The 16,776-nt window shown below is 25.2% G+C and carries 18 protein-coding genes; 8 read left to right on the plus strand and 10 right to left on the minus strand.

Annotated elements, in window-relative coordinates:
• From ACTTAQ_RS05315 to ACTTAQ_RS05350, 8 genes are all read left to right on the plus strand, one after another.
• A partial coding sequence (locus ACTTAQ_RS05315) for a hypothetical protein (RefSeq protein ID WP_440696214.1) occupies positions 1-207 on the plus strand: 207 nt, incomplete at its 5' end.
• On the plus strand, positions 207-1,646 hold the full coding sequence (trpE, locus tag ACTTAQ_RS05320) for an anthranilate synthase component I (protein WP_440696216.1): 1,440 nt from the start codon (positions 207-209) through the stop codon (positions 1,644-1,646). The genes ACTTAQ_RS05315 and trpE, both read left to right, overlap by 1 nt.
• A complete protein-coding gene (locus ACTTAQ_RS05325; protein ID WP_440696218.1) occupies positions 1,643-2,209 on the plus strand; it encodes an anthranilate synthase component II in 567 nt (188 codons plus the stop codon). Before trpE ends, ACTTAQ_RS05325 begins: the two co-directional genes overlap by 4 nt.
• Complete coding sequence (gene trpD, locus ACTTAQ_RS05330) at positions 2,206-3,204, plus strand: anthranilate phosphoribosyltransferase (RefSeq protein WP_440696220.1); 999 nt, start codon at positions 2,206-2,208, stop codon at positions 3,202-3,204. The genes ACTTAQ_RS05325 and trpD overlap by 4 nt, the downstream gene beginning before the upstream one ends.
• A complete protein-coding gene (gene trpC, locus ACTTAQ_RS05335; protein WP_440696222.1) occupies positions 3,201-3,992 on the plus strand; it encodes an indole-3-glycerol phosphate synthase TrpC in 792 nt (263 codons plus the stop codon). Before trpD ends, trpC begins: the two co-directional genes overlap by 4 nt.
• An 80-nt stretch (positions 3,993-4,072) precedes the next feature.
• Positions 4,073-4,753 carry a transcriptional repressor LexA gene (lexA, locus tag ACTTAQ_RS05340; protein ID WP_009360274.1) on the plus strand — a complete coding sequence of 227 codons (681 nt, stop codon included), beginning with the start codon at positions 4,073-4,075 and terminating at the stop codon, positions 4,751-4,753.
• A gap of 32 nt (positions 4,754-4,785) precedes the next feature.
• Positions 4,786-6,153, plus strand: coding sequence for a glutamate--tRNA ligase (gene gltX, locus ACTTAQ_RS05345; protein WP_440696224.1), 1,368 nt, complete (start codon positions 4,786-4,788; stop codon positions 6,151-6,153).
• Between the two features lie 34 nt (positions 6,154-6,187).
• Positions 6,188-7,474 carry a citrate synthase gene (locus tag ACTTAQ_RS05350; RefSeq protein WP_440696226.1) on the plus strand — a complete coding sequence of 429 codons (1,287 nt, stop codon included), beginning with the start codon at positions 6,188-6,190 and terminating at the stop codon, positions 7,472-7,474.
• A 2-nt stretch (positions 7,475-7,476) separates the two neighbouring features.
• Here the strand turns inward: ACTTAQ_RS05350 and lpxB are convergent, their stop codons facing one another.
• From lpxB to frr, 10 genes are read right to left on the minus strand one after another with little or no spacing between them, the layout of a single operon-like run.
• On the minus strand, positions 7,477-8,586 hold the full coding sequence (lpxB, locus tag ACTTAQ_RS05355) for a lipid-A-disaccharide synthase (RefSeq protein WP_440696228.1): 1,110 nt from the start codon (positions 8,584-8,586) through the stop codon (positions 7,477-7,479).
• On the minus strand, positions 8,586-9,374 hold the full coding sequence (locus ACTTAQ_RS05360) for an LpxI family protein (protein WP_440696230.1): 789 nt from the start codon (positions 9,372-9,374) through the stop codon (positions 8,586-8,588). The genes lpxB and ACTTAQ_RS05360 overlap by 1 nt, the downstream gene beginning before the upstream one ends.
• On the minus strand, positions 9,371-10,144 hold the full coding sequence (lpxA, locus tag ACTTAQ_RS05365; protein WP_440696232.1) for an acyl-ACP--UDP-N-acetylglucosamine O-acyltransferase: 774 nt from the start codon (positions 10,142-10,144) through the stop codon (positions 9,371-9,373). The genes ACTTAQ_RS05360 and lpxA overlap by 4 nt, the downstream gene beginning before the upstream one ends.
• Complete coding sequence (fabZ, locus tag ACTTAQ_RS05370) at positions 10,137-10,601, minus strand: 3-hydroxyacyl-ACP dehydratase FabZ (RefSeq protein WP_440696234.1); 465 nt, start codon at positions 10,599-10,601, stop codon at positions 10,137-10,139. The genes lpxA and fabZ overlap by 8 nt, the downstream gene beginning before the upstream one ends.
• The gene (gene lpxD, locus ACTTAQ_RS05375; RefSeq protein ID WP_440696236.1) at positions 10,594-11,562 is read right to left on the minus strand and encodes a UDP-3-O-(3-hydroxymyristoyl)glucosamine N-acyltransferase; all 969 of its coding nucleotides are present in this window, start codon (positions 11,560-11,562) and stop codon (positions 10,594-10,596) included. The genes fabZ and lpxD overlap by 8 nt, the downstream gene beginning before the upstream one ends.
• A 10-nt stretch (positions 11,563-11,572) precedes the next feature.
• Positions 11,573-13,828, minus strand: coding sequence for an outer membrane protein assembly factor BamA (bamA, locus tag ACTTAQ_RS05380; RefSeq protein ID WP_440696238.1), 2,256 nt, complete (start codon positions 13,826-13,828; stop codon positions 11,573-11,575).
• The gene (locus tag ACTTAQ_RS05385; RefSeq protein ID WP_440696240.1) at positions 13,825-14,919 is read right to left on the minus strand and encodes a hypothetical protein; all 1,095 of its coding nucleotides are present in this window, start codon (positions 14,917-14,919) and stop codon (positions 13,825-13,827) included. Before ACTTAQ_RS05385 ends, bamA begins: the two co-directional genes overlap by 4 nt.
• A 2-nt stretch (positions 14,920-14,921) precedes the next feature.
• Positions 14,922-15,542, minus strand: coding sequence for a phosphatidate cytidylyltransferase (locus tag ACTTAQ_RS05390; protein WP_440696242.1), 621 nt, complete (start codon positions 15,540-15,542; stop codon positions 14,922-14,924).
• Positions 15,539-16,219 (minus strand): polyprenyl diphosphate synthase, encoded by a 681-nt coding sequence (gene uppS, locus ACTTAQ_RS05395; RefSeq protein WP_440696244.1) that lies wholly within the window; start codon positions 16,217-16,219, stop codon positions 15,539-15,541. Before uppS ends, ACTTAQ_RS05390 begins: the two co-directional genes overlap by 4 nt.
• Positions 16,216-16,776, minus strand: coding sequence for a ribosome recycling factor (gene frr / locus ACTTAQ_RS05400; protein WP_440696246.1), 561 nt, complete (start codon positions 16,774-16,776; stop codon positions 16,216-16,218). Before frr ends, uppS begins: the two co-directional genes overlap by 4 nt.

Raw genomic sequence — 16,776 nt, forward strand, 5'->3', positions numbered from 1 at the left:
AATGAAAAGAACAAAATTTATATTTTAAAAATAAAAAAAATATCTAAAAATAAAAATAAAATTGATAACTTGGATAAAATTCTTAAAAATCAAACAAAACAAGAATTTAAAACTTTAATTTTAAGAGACCTGGATGCTTATTTAATTAAAAAATATCCCATAAATTTAAACGAAAGAGTTTTAAATCAGGTTAAAAATAGTTTTTAATGATTTCTCAAAAAAAAATTGAATTTAATAAATTTAAAAAAAAAAATAAATTCTCAATTACATATATAATCGAAAAAAATACCCCAATTAATAAAATAGATATTTTGATAAATAATGTTCTTCGAAAAAAAAATTCATTCATATTTGAGTCTGTTGAAAAAGCAAAGACTAGAGGTAGGTACACTATTTTTGGTTTCAAACCAGATTTAACACTCAAAATAATAAATAAAAAAATTTTTCTTAATAATAAAAAAATAAAAAAAAAATTAGAACCAAAATTATTTTTAGAAAAATTTATTAAAGACTTTAATTTTAAATTACCCTCTACCCTTCCTAAAATGTCAATGATGTTATCAGGATATTTAGGGTACGATATAATTAGATATTACGAAAATATACCTGATAAAAATAAAGATGATTTAAATATACCTGATGTCAAACTTATTAGACCTAATTTTATCTATATTCATGACAATCAAACTAATAAAATGTTTTATTTAAAATTAAATTTTAATAATAAATCAAATTATAAAAAAGAAATAGACTCTCTCAAAAACGAAATATTAAAAGATTTCAATACATCTAAAATTCAAAATAAAATAAAAATAAAAAGAGATTTTTATTCAAAAATAAAATCAAATTTTACCAAAAAAGAGTTTTTAAAATTGGTGAACAAGGCAAAAAAATATATATCTATAGGAGATATTTTTCAGGTGGTAATAAGTCAAAGATTTGAAAAAAAATTAACAAAAGATCCACTGGAAATTTATAAGAAAATCCGAGTTTCAAACCCTTCGCCCTTTCTATATTTCTTTAATTTTGAAGACTTTCAAATTATTGGCAGCAGTCCCGAAATCTTGGTAAGAGTTAGAGATCAAAAAATAACCATAAGGCCAATTGCGGGAACTAGAAAAAGAGGAAAGGATAAAAATGAAGATAATAAGCTTGCAAAAGATCTTTTAAATGATCCAAAAGAAATATCTGAACATCTAATGTTACTAGATCTTGGAAGAAATGATGTAGGTAGAGTATCTGAGGATAATACAGTAAAAGTTAATGAAAAATTTAAAATAGAAAAATATTCACATGTTATGCATATTGTTTCGAATGTTGTAGGGAGGTTTAAAAAAAATATTTCACTAATAGACGGCTTACTTTCAGGTTTTCCAGCCGGAACAGTATCTGGTGCGCCAAAAATAAGAGCCATGGAAATCATTGATCAATTAGAAAATAAAAAAAGAAAATTGTATGCAGGCGGCGTTGGTTATTTTTCAGCCAATGGTGATATGGATACGTGTATTGCTTTAAGAACAGCTCTTGTAAAAAATAATAAAATTTATGTACAAGCCGGTGCAGGCATTGTAGCTGATAGTGTTCCCGCTAAAGAATACCAAGAAACAATCAATAAAGCTAAGGCCTTACTCGAAGCTTCAAAATGAAAATAGCACTAATTGATAACTACGATAGCTTTACATTTAATGTCTACCATTATTTAAAAAATATAAAGTGTGAAGTTGAAGTTTTCAGAAATGACAAGTTTAAAATAAAACAAATAAGAAATTTTGATAAAATTGTAATTTCCCCAGGGCCAGGAAATCCAAGCCAGGCTGGAAAATGTTTAGAATTAATAGAATATTATTTTAAAAATAAACCAATACTTGGAATATGCTTGGGCCATCAAGCTATAGCCCAATCATTTGGGGCAAAAATTATCAAAGCTAAAAAGTTAATGCATGGAAAAATTAGCAAAATTAAAATATTAAATACAAAAAGCAAAATGTTTAAAAAAATTCCAAGAATTATTAATGCAACAAGATATCATAGCTTGATAATTGATAAAAAAACACTTAATCAATCTTTTGAAATTACCGCTCAAACTACCGATAAGATAATTATGGCAATAGAACATAAGAATTATCCATTATATGGCATTCAATTTCATCCAGAAAGTTATAAAACTAAATATGGGCAACAAATTATTAAAAACTTTATAAAATTATGAAAATTGAAGAAATAATAAAAAAAACAATAAATAAAACTGACCTGCAGAAAGATGAAAGTAAATATTTATTTTCAAATATCATGGAAGGAAAAATTGAAGATGAAGATTTAAAAAAAATCCTAGTTAATCTTTCAGAAAAAGGAGAAACTGTTGAGGAAATAACTGGAGGAGCTGAAGTTCTAAGAGAAAAATCTTTGAAAGTAAACATAGAGGGTGATGCTATAGATACTTGTGGTACTGGCGGAGATGGAAAAAATACAATAAATATCTCAACAGCAGTTGCTTTAGTTCTAGCTAGTATGGGTCATAAAGTTGCTAAACACGGAAACAAAAGCGTTTCCTCAAAATCTGGATCTGCTGATTTATTAGAAAAATTAGGAATTGATATTAATTTAAAGCCTTTAGAGGTGGAAAAATCAATCATAGAGAATAATTTTGCATTTATGTTTGCGCCAAACTTTCATTCAGCAATGAAAAATGTTGCTAATGTTAGAAAAGATTTAAAACAAAGAACAATTTTTAATTTGTTAGGACCCTTATGTAACCCCGCAAGTGTAAATAGACAATGTATAGGTGTTTTTTCAAATGATATATTAGAAAAATATATAAAAGTATTAAAAAATCTTAATATAAAAAAAGCTTGGGTTTATCATAGTTATGATGGCTTAGATGAAATATCTATTTTTAAAAAAACAAAAGTTTATGAGTTAAATAACCAAAAAATTACATCTTTTGAAATTGACCCGACTGAATATATAAATAAAAAATATAATTTTGAGGATATAGTAGGAAATGACGCTGAGTACAACTCAAAAAAAATTTTAGATTTGTTTAATGGAGATGAAAGTGCCTTGCTTGAAATTGTGTCACTTAATACAGCTGCAGGTTTAATAGTTCTTGATAAATATCAAAATCTTAATGATGCATTTTTATTTGCAAAAAAATATATCAAATCAAAAAAAGTTTCTCATTATTTAAATCTTATAAAAAAATGAATATTTTAGAAAAAATAATTAATGACAAAAAAAAAGAGGTCAAATTAGATAAAATCAAAAGTCCAATCGATCAATTAAAAAAAAAAGTTTCAAATAAAAAATATATTTTTTCAAATACCTTAGAAAATTATAAGCAAGAAAATAAAATAGCAATTATTGCTGAAATAAAAAAAGCAAGTCCATCAAAAGGTATAATAAAAGAAGATTTCGATCACTTAAAAATTGCAGAAGAATATATAAAAAATAATGCAGCTTGTTTGTCTGTTTTAACAGAAAAGAAATATTTTCTTGGAAATAAGAAATTTGTAAGAGATATTAAAAAAAAATTTAACACCCCTGTATTAAATAAAGATTTTTTTATTGATCCGTACCAAGTAATAGAAGCAAATCAAAATGGATCAGATTGTATATTAGTAATTATTAACTCATCTGATGAAACTTTAATTAATGAATTAATTTCAACAGCAGATGAATTGGGCATGAATAGTATTTTAGAAGTACACTCTGAAAAAGAGATGGAGATCGCACTGAATTTCAAAAACGCTCTACTCGGTATAAACAATAGAAATCTAGAAAACTTTTCCGTATCCTTGGACACTACGATTAATATTTACAAAGAATTTGAAAGCGCTTTAAAAAATAAAATAGTCATTTCCGAAAGCGGTTTCCATTCAAATGAAGAAATAAAAAAAGTAAGAAACGAAACTGGGATAAACAATTTTTTAATTGGTGAATCACTAATCAAATCTGATTCAATTACTGAGTGTTTCCAAAAATTTATTAAATAAATTATTGATTTTAAAGAATTTTTATAGATTGCAATTTTAAAAGAACTTTTATAGAACAAAAAAAGTTTAGGTTTTGTTCTATGTTAACTAAAAAACAAAAAAATTTATTAATTTATATCAACGAGAAGTTGAAAAATGATGGTGTCTCCCCATCATATGACGAAATGAGACAATCGTTAAATTTAAAATCAAAATCTGGAATTCACAGATTAATTTCAGCTTTAGAAGAAAGAGGATTTGTAAAAAGATTAGCCCATAAAGCTAGAGCTCTTGAGGTAGTTAAACTTCCAGAAAATGCCGGGGTGAAAGATCTTTATAACAACTTTACTCCTAGCGTAATATCTGGGGGATTAGACAAAATTAAAAAAGAGAAAGAAAAAAAATATATACCAGTTGTTGGAAAAATTGCCGCTGGTCTTCCTATTGAAGCCATTGAAGACTCATCAGAAAATATTCCCTACCCTCCAAATTTATCAGATAAAAACGATGAATTTTATGGATTAAAAGTAGAGGGTGATAGCATGATAAATGCTGGAATAAATGATGGTGATACCGTCATTATTAAAAAAACAAATACTGCTGAAAATGGAAAAATTGTAGTTGCCTTAATTGATGATCATGAAGCTACTTTAAAAAGATTAAGAAAAAAAACAAATTCAATTGCGCTTGAAAGTGCAAATCCTGCATATGAAACAAGAATTTTTAATCCTGAAAGAGTAAAAATTCAAGGAATTTTAGTTTCTCTTTATAGAAATTTCTAATTAACTGTTATAATAGTAACAACTTAATATTTATGGTTATTACTAGATTTGCACCCTCTCCTACAGGACAGCTTCATATTGGTGGCGCCAGGACAGCTTTATTTAATTATTTATATTCAAAAAATCAAAAAGGAAAATTTTTATTAAGAATTGAGGATACTGATAAAGAACGTTCTAAAAAAATACATGAAAATCAAATAATTGATAGCCTCAGTTGGTTAGGAGTTAATTTTGATGATAATGTTTTTTATCAATCTCAAAATATTAAAAAACATATAGAAGTAGCAAATCAACTTTTGAAAAATAATTTTGCATACAAATGCTATTGTACTCAAGAAGAGCTTGATCAAAAAAGAGAGATAGCAAAACAAAACAGTGTTAATTATATATATGATGGAAAATGTAGAGATCTTAGAGAAGAAAAAAACTTACCATATGTCATTAGATTAAAAATAGAAAAAAATAAAAAAATAATGCTTTACGATGGTGTACAAGGCGACGTTGAAATAGACACAAGTACACTGGAAGATTTTATTCTTTTAAGATCAGATAATACCCCCACTTACAATTTATCAGCTTCAGTAGATGATAAATTAATGAATATTACACATGTGATACGAGGGGATGATCATAAAATAAATGCATTAAAACAAATAATGATTTTTCAATATATGGGTTGGAAATTACCAAAGTATTTTCATATCCCATTAATTCATTCTGAAGATGGAAAAAAATTATCCAAAAGAGATAATGCATCTACAACCGAAGATTATAAAAAGATTGGGATTTTACCAATTGCACTTAGAAACTATCTTTTAAGATTGGGATGGTCATATAAAGATAAAGAAATTTTTAATGATGAAGAAAGTATAAAATATTTTTCTCTTAAAAATATTGGTAAATCGCCATCTAAATTAGATTTTGAAAGAATTAAATCTTTAAATGAATTTTATATTAAAAATTTAAATGAAAATATTCTAATAGAAAATTTGATCACATACATAAAAACTTATAAAAAAAAACTAGATGATAAAATTATTGATAATATAACTAACAATATCAATATTCTTAAAAATAAAGCTAAAACCCTTGAAGATATTTATAATAATTCAAATTTTATTTATGATTTTCAAAAAAAATTAGATGTAATAAATGATAAAAATAAAACCATTATTAACGAGTTCTATAGTGAACTTGTCAAATTAAAATCATATGATGAGGAAAAAATATCACAAATAAATCAAGATATAATAAAAAATAATAATATTAAATTTAAAGATTTGGGACAACCACTTAGGTTAATTTTAACTGGTTCAAATCAAGCGCCAAGTATAAAAGATATCATTAAAATATTGGGTATAAGTGAAACAATTAATAGAATTAAATTGCATATAAGTTAGACAATTCATATCAAAACTGATAATACGTTTCGCAATGTCTGAAGTAGCTAAATTAAAAGTTGGAAAAAAAGAAATAGATTTACCCATAAAAAAAGGTTCAGTTGGACCATCAGTGATAGATGTTTCAAAATTGTATTCAGCAACTGATCATTTTACTTTTGACCCTGGATTTACATCAACTGGTAGCTGCGAGTCTTCAATTACATTCATAGATGGAGACAAAGGTGAATGTTATTACCGTGGGTATCCAATGGACGTATTGGCTGAAAAAAGTAATTTTTTAGAAGTTGCTTATTTACTTTGGTATGGTGAACTTCCATCAAAAAACGAATGGAATGAATTCTCAGATGCAATCAAAAACCATACAATGGTTCATGAGCAGCTAAATACCTTTTTTAATGGTTTTAGAAGAGGCGCTCATCCTATGGCAATTATGGTTGCTGTTGTTGCTGCACTATCGGCATTTTATCCTGACTCGATTAATATCTCTGATCCAGCTCAAAGAAGGATATCTGCCAGAAGAATGGTGGCAAAAATACCTACTCTCGCTGCTATGGCTTTTAAATATAGTTTAGGACAACCATTTGTTTATCCTGATAATTCATTAAATTATTCAGAAAATTTTATGAAAATGTGTTTTGCTGTTCCAGCTGAACCTTATAAAATAAATAAAACATTTGCTAAAGCATTGGATAAAATATTTATTTTACATGCAGATCACGAACAAAACGCATCTACATCAACCGTAAGACTTGCTGCATCTTCAGGTGCTAATCCATTTGCATCAATTTCAACTGGTTTTACCTCTTTATGGGGTCCATTACATGGTGGCGCAAACGAAGCGGCTCTTAATATGCTTAAAGAAATTGGTGATGTTAAAAATATTCCTGAGTATATAAAAAAAGCTAAAGACAAAAATGATCCATTTAAATTGATGGGTTTTGGACATAGAGTTTATAAAAATTATGATCCAAGAGCGAAAGTTATGCAAAAGACATGTCATGATGTGTTAAGCGAAATTGGTAATAATGATAATAAATTATTGCAAGTTGCAAAAGAATTGGAAAAAATTGCTTTAAGTGATGAGTATTTTATTGAAAAGAAACTTTATCCAAATATTGATTTTTACTCAGGAATTACATTAAGTGCCATGGGTTTTCCTACTACAATGTTTACAGTATTATTTGGATTAGCTAGAACTGTTGGTTGGTTAGCGCATTGGAAAGAGATGATGGTCGACAAGTCTGCTAGAATTGGAAGACCTAGGCAACTATATACCGGTGCAGAACCAAGAGAATTTAAAGATTTATCTAAAAGATAAAGTTATTTTAAATTATCAACCAAATCTTGAGCAATTTTTTCAGAAGTATTCTTATTAGAAAAACCTTGTAAAATTACATTGTAATCAACAATCATTTTTTTTAGTTCATTTTTGTTATTCAATAAAAAATGTAAATGATTCATAATTTTCTTTGAATTACAATTAGCTTGGATAAATTCAGGTATTATTTCTTTATTGGCAATTATATTTACTATATTTACAAATTTCACTTTTACAAAAGGTATAATTAGAAAATAATTTAGCCAATTAAATTTGTAAATTGTAAAAAAAGGAATTTGTGATTTGCAAAGATCCAAACTTATTGTTCCAGATTTAGCTATAGAAATTAAAGATTTAGTAAAATATTTTTTTTTCTCATTTTCATCTGATGTAATAATAATTTGTGATTTATCTATATCTTCTAAATATTTTTGAACACTATAATGAGTACTATTTGTAATAGCAAAGTGATATGTATATTTACTTCCCAAAGAATTCATTATTTCTAAAAAAATTGGCATAAAAATTTTTATTTCGCTTTGTCTACTACCGGGGCAAAAAGATATTATATTACTGTCAGCATTGTAATTGTTTTGATTTTTTTCAAAATTTTCAAAAAAAGGATGACCAACAAAATCATTTTCTATTGAATATTTATCAAAATATTTTTTTTCAAATTCAAAAAGTAAATAAATTTTGTCTAATAATTTTTTTATTTTATTAGCTCGTTTTTCTCTCCAAGCCCATATTGATGGAGCGACATAATGAAAAAACTTGGGTTTAATTTTTTTATTTAATTTAATTTTTTTTATCACCTGAAATACAAAATCTGGTGAATCAACTGAAAAAACAATATCTGGATCGTAATTTTCAATATATTGAACAGCTCGATTAATTTTTTTTTTAATATAAAAAATATTTTTAATAACATCTGTAATTCCAAAAAAAGTAATATCTTTTGACTCAAAAGGACCATTGATATTCAATTTTTTAAGATTATTCCCAACTATTCCTTTAATTTCGATATTACTCGAAATTAAATTTTTAATTACTTTATATGCTAGAAGATCCCCTGACGTCTCCCCTGTAATAATAAAAATTTTTTTTGTCATTACATAGTTGAAATAAAAAATTTATTTTTATTTGAAAAATTGATTGATTTTTTTTGATTTAAAAAAATATTTTGATTTTTTTTTAGAAAAATACCGTTTAATTTTGATTTTATACATAACTCTACAGTTTTTAATCCAATTGTTGGTAGATCATATTTAAGATTTTGTCTTTTTTTTGGAAATTTTACTAATACTCCAGATCTTTTTTTCTTATTTTTATTTAATTTGATTACTCTTTTTAACATATTATCAGTGCCCTCGGCAGCTTCTATTGCAACTATATACCCTTCATCAATAACTATCCCTTGGGCATTATCAAATTTGCTTAAATTATCTAAAATTTTTTTTCCTTTTTTTGCATCTAAAAAATCAACCTTATTAGGTTTTTTTTGAGTAGCAGTTTTATTTAATAAAAGATTTTTTGAATATTTATGACTTTCAACTACTTTAATTTTATTATGATTAAGAATTTTTTTAGCTAAATTTAAAATATTTCCGTCACCGCTTTTAAAAGCTTTTATTAATTGTGGTAAATATGAAACGGCTTTTAAATCAAGTTTTAAATTACTTAGGGTCGGTCTTTTAACATAACCAGCGAAAATTACTTCTTTAACTTTGTAATTCTTTAAAAATTTCAATATTTTTCCAAATTGTCCTAATTGAAATTTAAACGAATTATTTAGTCTCTTTTCTGTAATATTTATAATTATAAATTTTTTATTATTTTTTTTTAGAGAATAAATTATTTCTTTTGGATAATCTCCTGTGCCAGCAAATATTGCGATCATTTTTTTGGTCTACAAATATCTCTGTTCGAATTTTTGTTTTCAATAAACTTTTTTAAAATATTGTCTAATTCACTATCGTTTTTCAAAGTGGAAGTGTATTTTTTCATATTTTCACTATTAAATAATTTATTCACTGTTTTTTTATAATTTTCAATTTCTGTATTTTTAAAACCTTTTCTCTTCAAACCAATTAGATTAATATTTTCAAAATAGGATCTATTTCCCTTAACCAAAGTGAAAGGAAGAACATCTTTGTCTACGCCGGTCATACCGCCAATCATCGCGCCTTTACCAATTTTTGTAAATTGCAAAACTGCTGAATTCCCACCAATTATTACGTCATCATCAAAAATACAATGACCCGCAATAGCAGCATTGTTTGCAATAACTAGATTGTTTCCTATTTGACAATCATGTCCTATGTGTACGCCAACCATAAATAGACAATTGTTTTTAATTTTGGTCGTTTTACCACCTTGCTCGGTTCCAACGCTTACATTGCAATACTCTCTAAAGGAGTTATTATCACCTATTTCTAAAAAGGTTTTTTCTCCTCCAAACTTCAAATCTTGAGGTGTAGTTCCAATACTAACAAACGGATAAAAAGTATTTTTTTTTCCAATTTTAGTATTTCCCTGAATATTTACAGTGTTTAATAATTGACAATCATCACCTATTTCTACATTTTCACCAATTATACAAAAGTCACCAATTTTGACATTTTTTCCAATCTTTGCATTTTTATGAATTGAAGCTTTTGAACTAATCATTTCTGTCAACAATAGTTGCCATCCACTCAGCATCTGCCATTTTTTTACCATCACAAAATGCTGTACCTTTATATCTCCATATTTTTCCTTTAATCTTATCTACACTGCATTCAAGATATAAATCACAAGGTGGTATTACGGGATTTCTAAATCTGGCATTTTGAACAGACATTAAATAAACCAATTTATTCTCTACTTCTTTTTTATCTATGCTATAAGCCGCTAAAGCAGCTGCAGCTTGACCAAAAGCTTCAACAATCATTACACCTGGCATAACTGGTTGTCCAGGAAAGTGACCTTGTAAAAAAAATTTATCATTTGTTAATTTAAGATGTCCAATTGCTGATTTCATGGGTTTAATATTGTAAAGGTTATCTATAAGCAACATAGGGTCTCTATGTGGTAGCAAATTTTCAATTTCATTTTTATTTATTGATGGCAAATTACTATCAATCATTTCTTTTTCTTTCTTTTAAAAAGTTTTTAATATTTGTAGCTGGATACCCCATAACCTTAATATTATCTTCTAAATTTTTTATAACTCCAGATCCTCCAGCTATATATACATTATTACCAACTTTTAAATGACCAGATACACCTGATTGTCCACCGATCATACAATTATTCCCAATAATAGAACTACCCGCTATGCCAACTTGACCGGCGATAAAACAGTTGTCTCCTATCTTTACATTATGAGCTAAATGAACTTGATTATCTATCATTGTATTTTTTCCTATAATCGTATTAGAAAATGAGCCTCTATCGATTGTACAATTTGATCCAATATAAGAATTTGATTTTATAATAACATGACCAATATGTGGTATAAAATGAAATTTATTATTTATATATTTAAAACCATATCCTATCTTCCCTATCACAGATCCATCATTTATAGTCACATTGTCTGATATTATTGAATTTGAAATAACACAATTTGATCCAATATTTACATTGTTTCCAATTATTAAATTTTTTTTTAAAGTAGTATTTAAACCAACTTTAAAATTTTTTCCAATTTTTACAGTGTTATCAATTAGTGTGTTTTGTTTAACATATTTTAAATATTTTTTATTTTGTTTAAACTTATAAATATCTAAATCAGCATCAGGATAAAAAAGTTTTGCAATTAAAATAAAATCCAAAAGTGGATTTTTTGATAAAATTGGTTTTGTTTCATGATTAATATAATTTAAAAATTTTTCTTGAATTATACAAAATGAAGCTTTAGTATTTTTTAACTCTGCTATGTATTTTGGATTATCAAAAAAAGTAATATCTCCCCTTTTTGCGTCTATTAAATTTGAAATATCATTTACTTTTTGTTTTTTTATTTTATTTTTATTAGAGTAAATTAAAAGCTTCAAAAGTTTGTTAATATCATGAGGTCCTGTTTTCAAAAAAAAAGATTTCATAAATCTAAATTTAAAATGAACTACCTATCTGAAAACTAAAAGACTCTTCTTTATCAGTGCTTGCACTAGATAAAACTTCTGCATAGGTAAAGCTTAGTGGGCCCAATGGAGATGTCCAGTCTAAACCAATACCAACCGAACTTCGCAATTTGTTAGAGTCCTTAGATGAGTCAAAATCTACACCCCACACATTTCCCGCATCTATAAAAACAATACTATCTGCATTCCATTTTTCTGGAAGTGGATTTGGAAATGTAGAACCAATAGTTGAGTAAAATGAGTAATTGCCTCCAATATGATCTTTACCATCAACTGGACCTATACCATAGCTTTCAAAACCTCGTAATTTTTTGCTAGATAAGAAGTTTCTGTCACTAAGTTTAATATCATCATCACCAATGCTGTTAATGGTATTTAGGCCAGCTTTTACATTAAAAACATAACCTTTTTTAATTTGATGATAAAAGTTTGAGTAAAGATTATTACTTAAATATGAAATATCACTACCAGGAACAGCTAAACTTTGACCAAACCCAGTTTTGTATCCAGATGTTGGCTTAAAATTTCTATCTCTTTTATCATTATCTATATTATAAAATGTTTTATAAGTTATATAATTACCAGCCCTTGATTTATATAAACTAGATGCATTTTTATTTGTGCTAATTTTATCCAAATCAAAACCTAAACCATAATTAAGGGATATATCTTCAAATAAATTATATTCTGTAAAAGCACTAGCGCCAATTTTTTTGCTTTCATAACCTGCATTATCAAATTTAGTTGATAATGCGAATAATGATCCACCAACCTTGTTGCCTGTATTATTATAATCTGGAACTATTGCATTGATTGATCCGCTTATTTTTTGTGTTCCAATTCTGACATTAGCATTTGATACTATACCCTTACCAAATAAATTTTTTTCTTTCAATTCACCACCAATAGAACTTTCTGCGCTTCCAACACCTAACCCGGCACTTATAGACCCTGTGGGTTGCTCCTCAACATCAACCTCTATATTAACTAATTCATTTTCTATTTTTTTTGAAGTAATTTTGTTATCTGAAAAAATACCTGTGTTCCTCAATTTTTTTAGTGATTCATCCAATTTTTTTCTTGTGAACGTATCACCTTCTGAAAATAATAAGTTATTCCTTATTACAGACTCTTCTGTTATTGAATTTCCTTTAACGTTAATTAAATTTACAAATAATCTATCAGTCTTATAAAAATCAAATAGTACTTCAATTTTATTTTTTTCTTGTTTATTTGCGGATATATTTAAATCCACAAATTCTATATTATTCAAGTTTAAATAATTAATAATTTTATTTTGTATTTTTAATAAAGTACTTCTGGAATAAGTATTTTTTAAATCTTTTTGTATTATTTTTTGAATATTTAAAATATCTTTTTTTCTTAAATTATTATTCTTATCAAAAATTTTAAAATTTGAAAAATTATATTTATTTCCAGAATTAATTGAAAAAGTTAAATCAACACCTTTATTTTTTATAAAATTAGTATCAGCAGATATAATTTGAACGTCGTAGAAACCATTATCTAAATAAAAATTTTTCAATAACGATTTATCAAAATCTATTCTATTTTGATTATAGTTTGTCACTGATGATAAAAATTTCCACCAACTGTGTTCTGATGTTGATATAACATCTAATAGTGTTGAGGGTGAAAAAAATGTATTACCATTAAAATAAACTCTTCTAACTTTATAATTTTTACCTTCAATTATATTAATTACTATATTTAAAGCATTTCCAGAAATTTGTGATATTTCTGGCAAAATTTTTACATCTAAATACCCCGCTTCTAAATAATTATTTTTAATTTTTTCGATATCGGTTTTTAAAAAATATTCTGAAAAAATTTTATTTGGACCAAGATTTAAACTATTATTAAAAAAGTCTTCTCTTATTTTACTTTTAACTCCATCAATGTAGTAAAAATCTATAATTGGATTTTCACTGACATTAATAAATAAAATATTATTTTTAAAGTCAAAATTAACTTGTTTAAAAAAATTAGACTCATAAAGTTTTTTTTGAAAATTATTTATTTGACTAGCAGTATAATTTTCATTTAATTTGATATTTGTTAATCCTAAAATAGTCTCATTTTTAATCCTACTATTTCCGTTAATTTCAATTTTATTAATTACTTCAGAATAAGAAATACTCGATAGTAAACTAGAAATTAACAATATTTTTATAATAAACTTTATTTTTATAATAAACTTTTTCATAGATTAAATTTTTTTGCAAAATTTATAACGTAATTTATATCATTAATATTTTTAACTGTAATTTTTTTTAAAAAATATTTATTTCTGAATGTTTTTATTAAAATTTTAACAATTTCACCATATTTAATTTGTTTATTTAGATACATATTTACTAATCTTTCATTGATTACAGTAAAAAATATCATAGCAGCATGATTATTCATTCTTAAGATGTCAAAACCTATTTTAATTATTGGAAACTTGAAAACACTTGGATTAGTAATATCAAGTTTCATGTATTCTAAATTCAAGTTAAAATTATTTTCTAAACCCAATGAATTTTTAATGGGTATTTCCATGTTTGGAGCATGGATTATAGGAATTAAAAAATTGTTATTTAATTTTATTATAGCATGTATTAAAGAGTTTTGCTCTACTCTTATTTTAATTTGATTGTTTCGTAATTTGAAAAGTATTTTTGCTTCAAATATTTCCAAAACTTTATTGGCAAAAGTTGATGAATTAACGCTAATTTCTCTCCCCATTTTCCAATTCGGATGATTTATAACTTTTTTAATACTTTCATTATATATTAACCTTTTGTTATAAAAGGGTCCTCCTGAAGCAATTATAAAAATTTCCTTAATTTCTTTTTTTTTAAAAAAATTTTTATAAAAAAAATCTATACAATGATGTTCAGAGTCTATTGGAACCACATTGCATTTATTTTTTTTTGCATTCTTTAAAAATATTTCTCCACCACAAATTATTGTTTCTTTATTAGCAATTAACAGATTTTTACAAACTTTTAATAAATCAAAATTTATATTTATTGCTTCATATCCACCTAGGCCTGAAATAATGAAATCTATTTTTTTTTTTTTAAATTTATTAATAAATTGATCCTTATTAATTAAATTTTTATTTGTAATATTTTTGTTTAATAAAAAAGAATAAGTTGGGTTATACTTTTTTTTTTGATTTAAAAGTTTTTTAAGATTTGAATTTGCGGCTAAACACTTTAAATTAAAATTTTTTTTATTTTCTAAATAAATTTTAAGAGATGTTTTTCCTATAGAACCTGTTGAACCAATAATAGCAATAGATTTCATTTTTAAGTAAAGTAAATATTAAAAATAATTGTTAAAAAAATTAAACCATCAATTCTGTCAAACAATCCACCATGACCTTTTAACATGTTTGAGTAATCTTTTATTTTATTTAATCTTTTAATGTAAGAAAATACCAAATCTCCAATAATCACAAAAAAACATGAGATAAATACAAATATAAATTTATAAAAATTATTTTCATTTGAAAATAAATTAAAATAATAAATATAAATTTGTGAAAACTGCGAAAATAAAATGCTACCAAATATGCCGGTGTATGTTTTATTTGGACTAATATATCCAATTTTTTTGCCACCAAAAAATTTTCCAAACATATACCCGCCTACGTCAGATAACCAAGTTATAATTAATAATAAAAATATTAAATGTTTTCCGTTACTGTGGTTATTTAAAATTAAACATGAATATAAAAAATAACAAAATAATAAGGAAATAATTATTTTTGTATTAAGATTTTTTAATTTCCTTATTTCATAAAGTCCAATAATCATAATAATAAATAATAAAATATTAAAATAGATATTACCGAAAAAAATAGCTAGTAATACAATTGGTGCAAAAGTTATTGAAAATAACGTTCTCTGCTTAAAATTTGAATTCATGCACCAAAGTTTCTTTTAATTGTAATAAACTTCCTTAAAATGTCTTTCAATTTTCTTACAGTAAAACTTGGCCAAAGAGTTTTGACAAAATATAACTCAGAGTATGCTGATTGCCATAATAAAAAGTCACTTAATCTATTCATGCCACCAGTCCTAATTATAATTTCTGGATCATTACTTTTTACAGTATATAAGTTTTGTTCAATATTTTTTATATTTAATGCTTTATTTTGAGATAAAGTTTTTTTAAACGATTTTATAATTTCTAATTTTGAACTGTAATTGAATGCAATACATAGATTTAAATTTAAATTTAGAACATTTGGCTTTTTATTAATTGAGGACATAATTTTTTTTATATTTTTAGGTAGTCCAGATTTTTCACCAATAAAAGTTAAATTTATTTTTTTTTTTTCAAAAAAAGTTTTTTGATCATTTAAATATTTTTCAAATAAATAGAAAATATTATTTAATTCTCCTTTTTTTCTTTTAATAAAATTATCTTTTGACAGAGCATACAAAGTAAGATTTTTAATTTTATTTCTTATACAAAATTCTATAATTGGTTTTATATTTTTAACACCGTATTCATGCCCTTTCGTTCTATTTTTGAAATTTTTAATTCCCCATCTTCCATTACCATCCATTATTATGGCAACATGATTAAGGCGTATCATACTTTAAGAATTTCTTGTTCTTTTTCTTTTATTTTAGCTTCTATTTTTTTTACAAATTCATCTGTTAATTTTTGTAAATCATTGGAAAGTTTCTTGCTTTCATCTTCACTAATATTTTTATTTTTTTCTTCTTGTTTCAAATAATCCATCCCACTTCTTCGAATATTTCGAATAGATATTTTTATTTTTTCTGATTGTTGGCCTACAATTTTAGATAGCTCCTTTCTTCTATCTTCATTTAATTTTGGAACTGGTATTCTCAATAACTGGCCATCAACTATAGGATTTAAATTTAAATCACTCTCTCTAATGGCTTTTTCACAAAATTTTACATTATTTGAATCCCATACTTGAATTGATAGAGTTTGAGGATCAGAAATACTAATTGTTCCAATTTGATTAATTGGTAATGATTGGCCATAAACTTCGACTTTTACTAAATCTAACATTGAGGAGTGTGCTCTTCCAGTTCTTATAGTCGAAAGATCTTTTCCAAGAGAGACAATTGAGTCTTCCATTTTTTTTTCGAAAGATTTTAATCTACTGTCAGTAGTCAT

Source organism: Candidatus Pelagibacter sp. HIMB109 (assembly GCF_052048155.1).
Lineage (GTDB): Bacteria > Pseudomonadota > Alphaproteobacteria > Pelagibacterales > Pelagibacteraceae > HIMB114.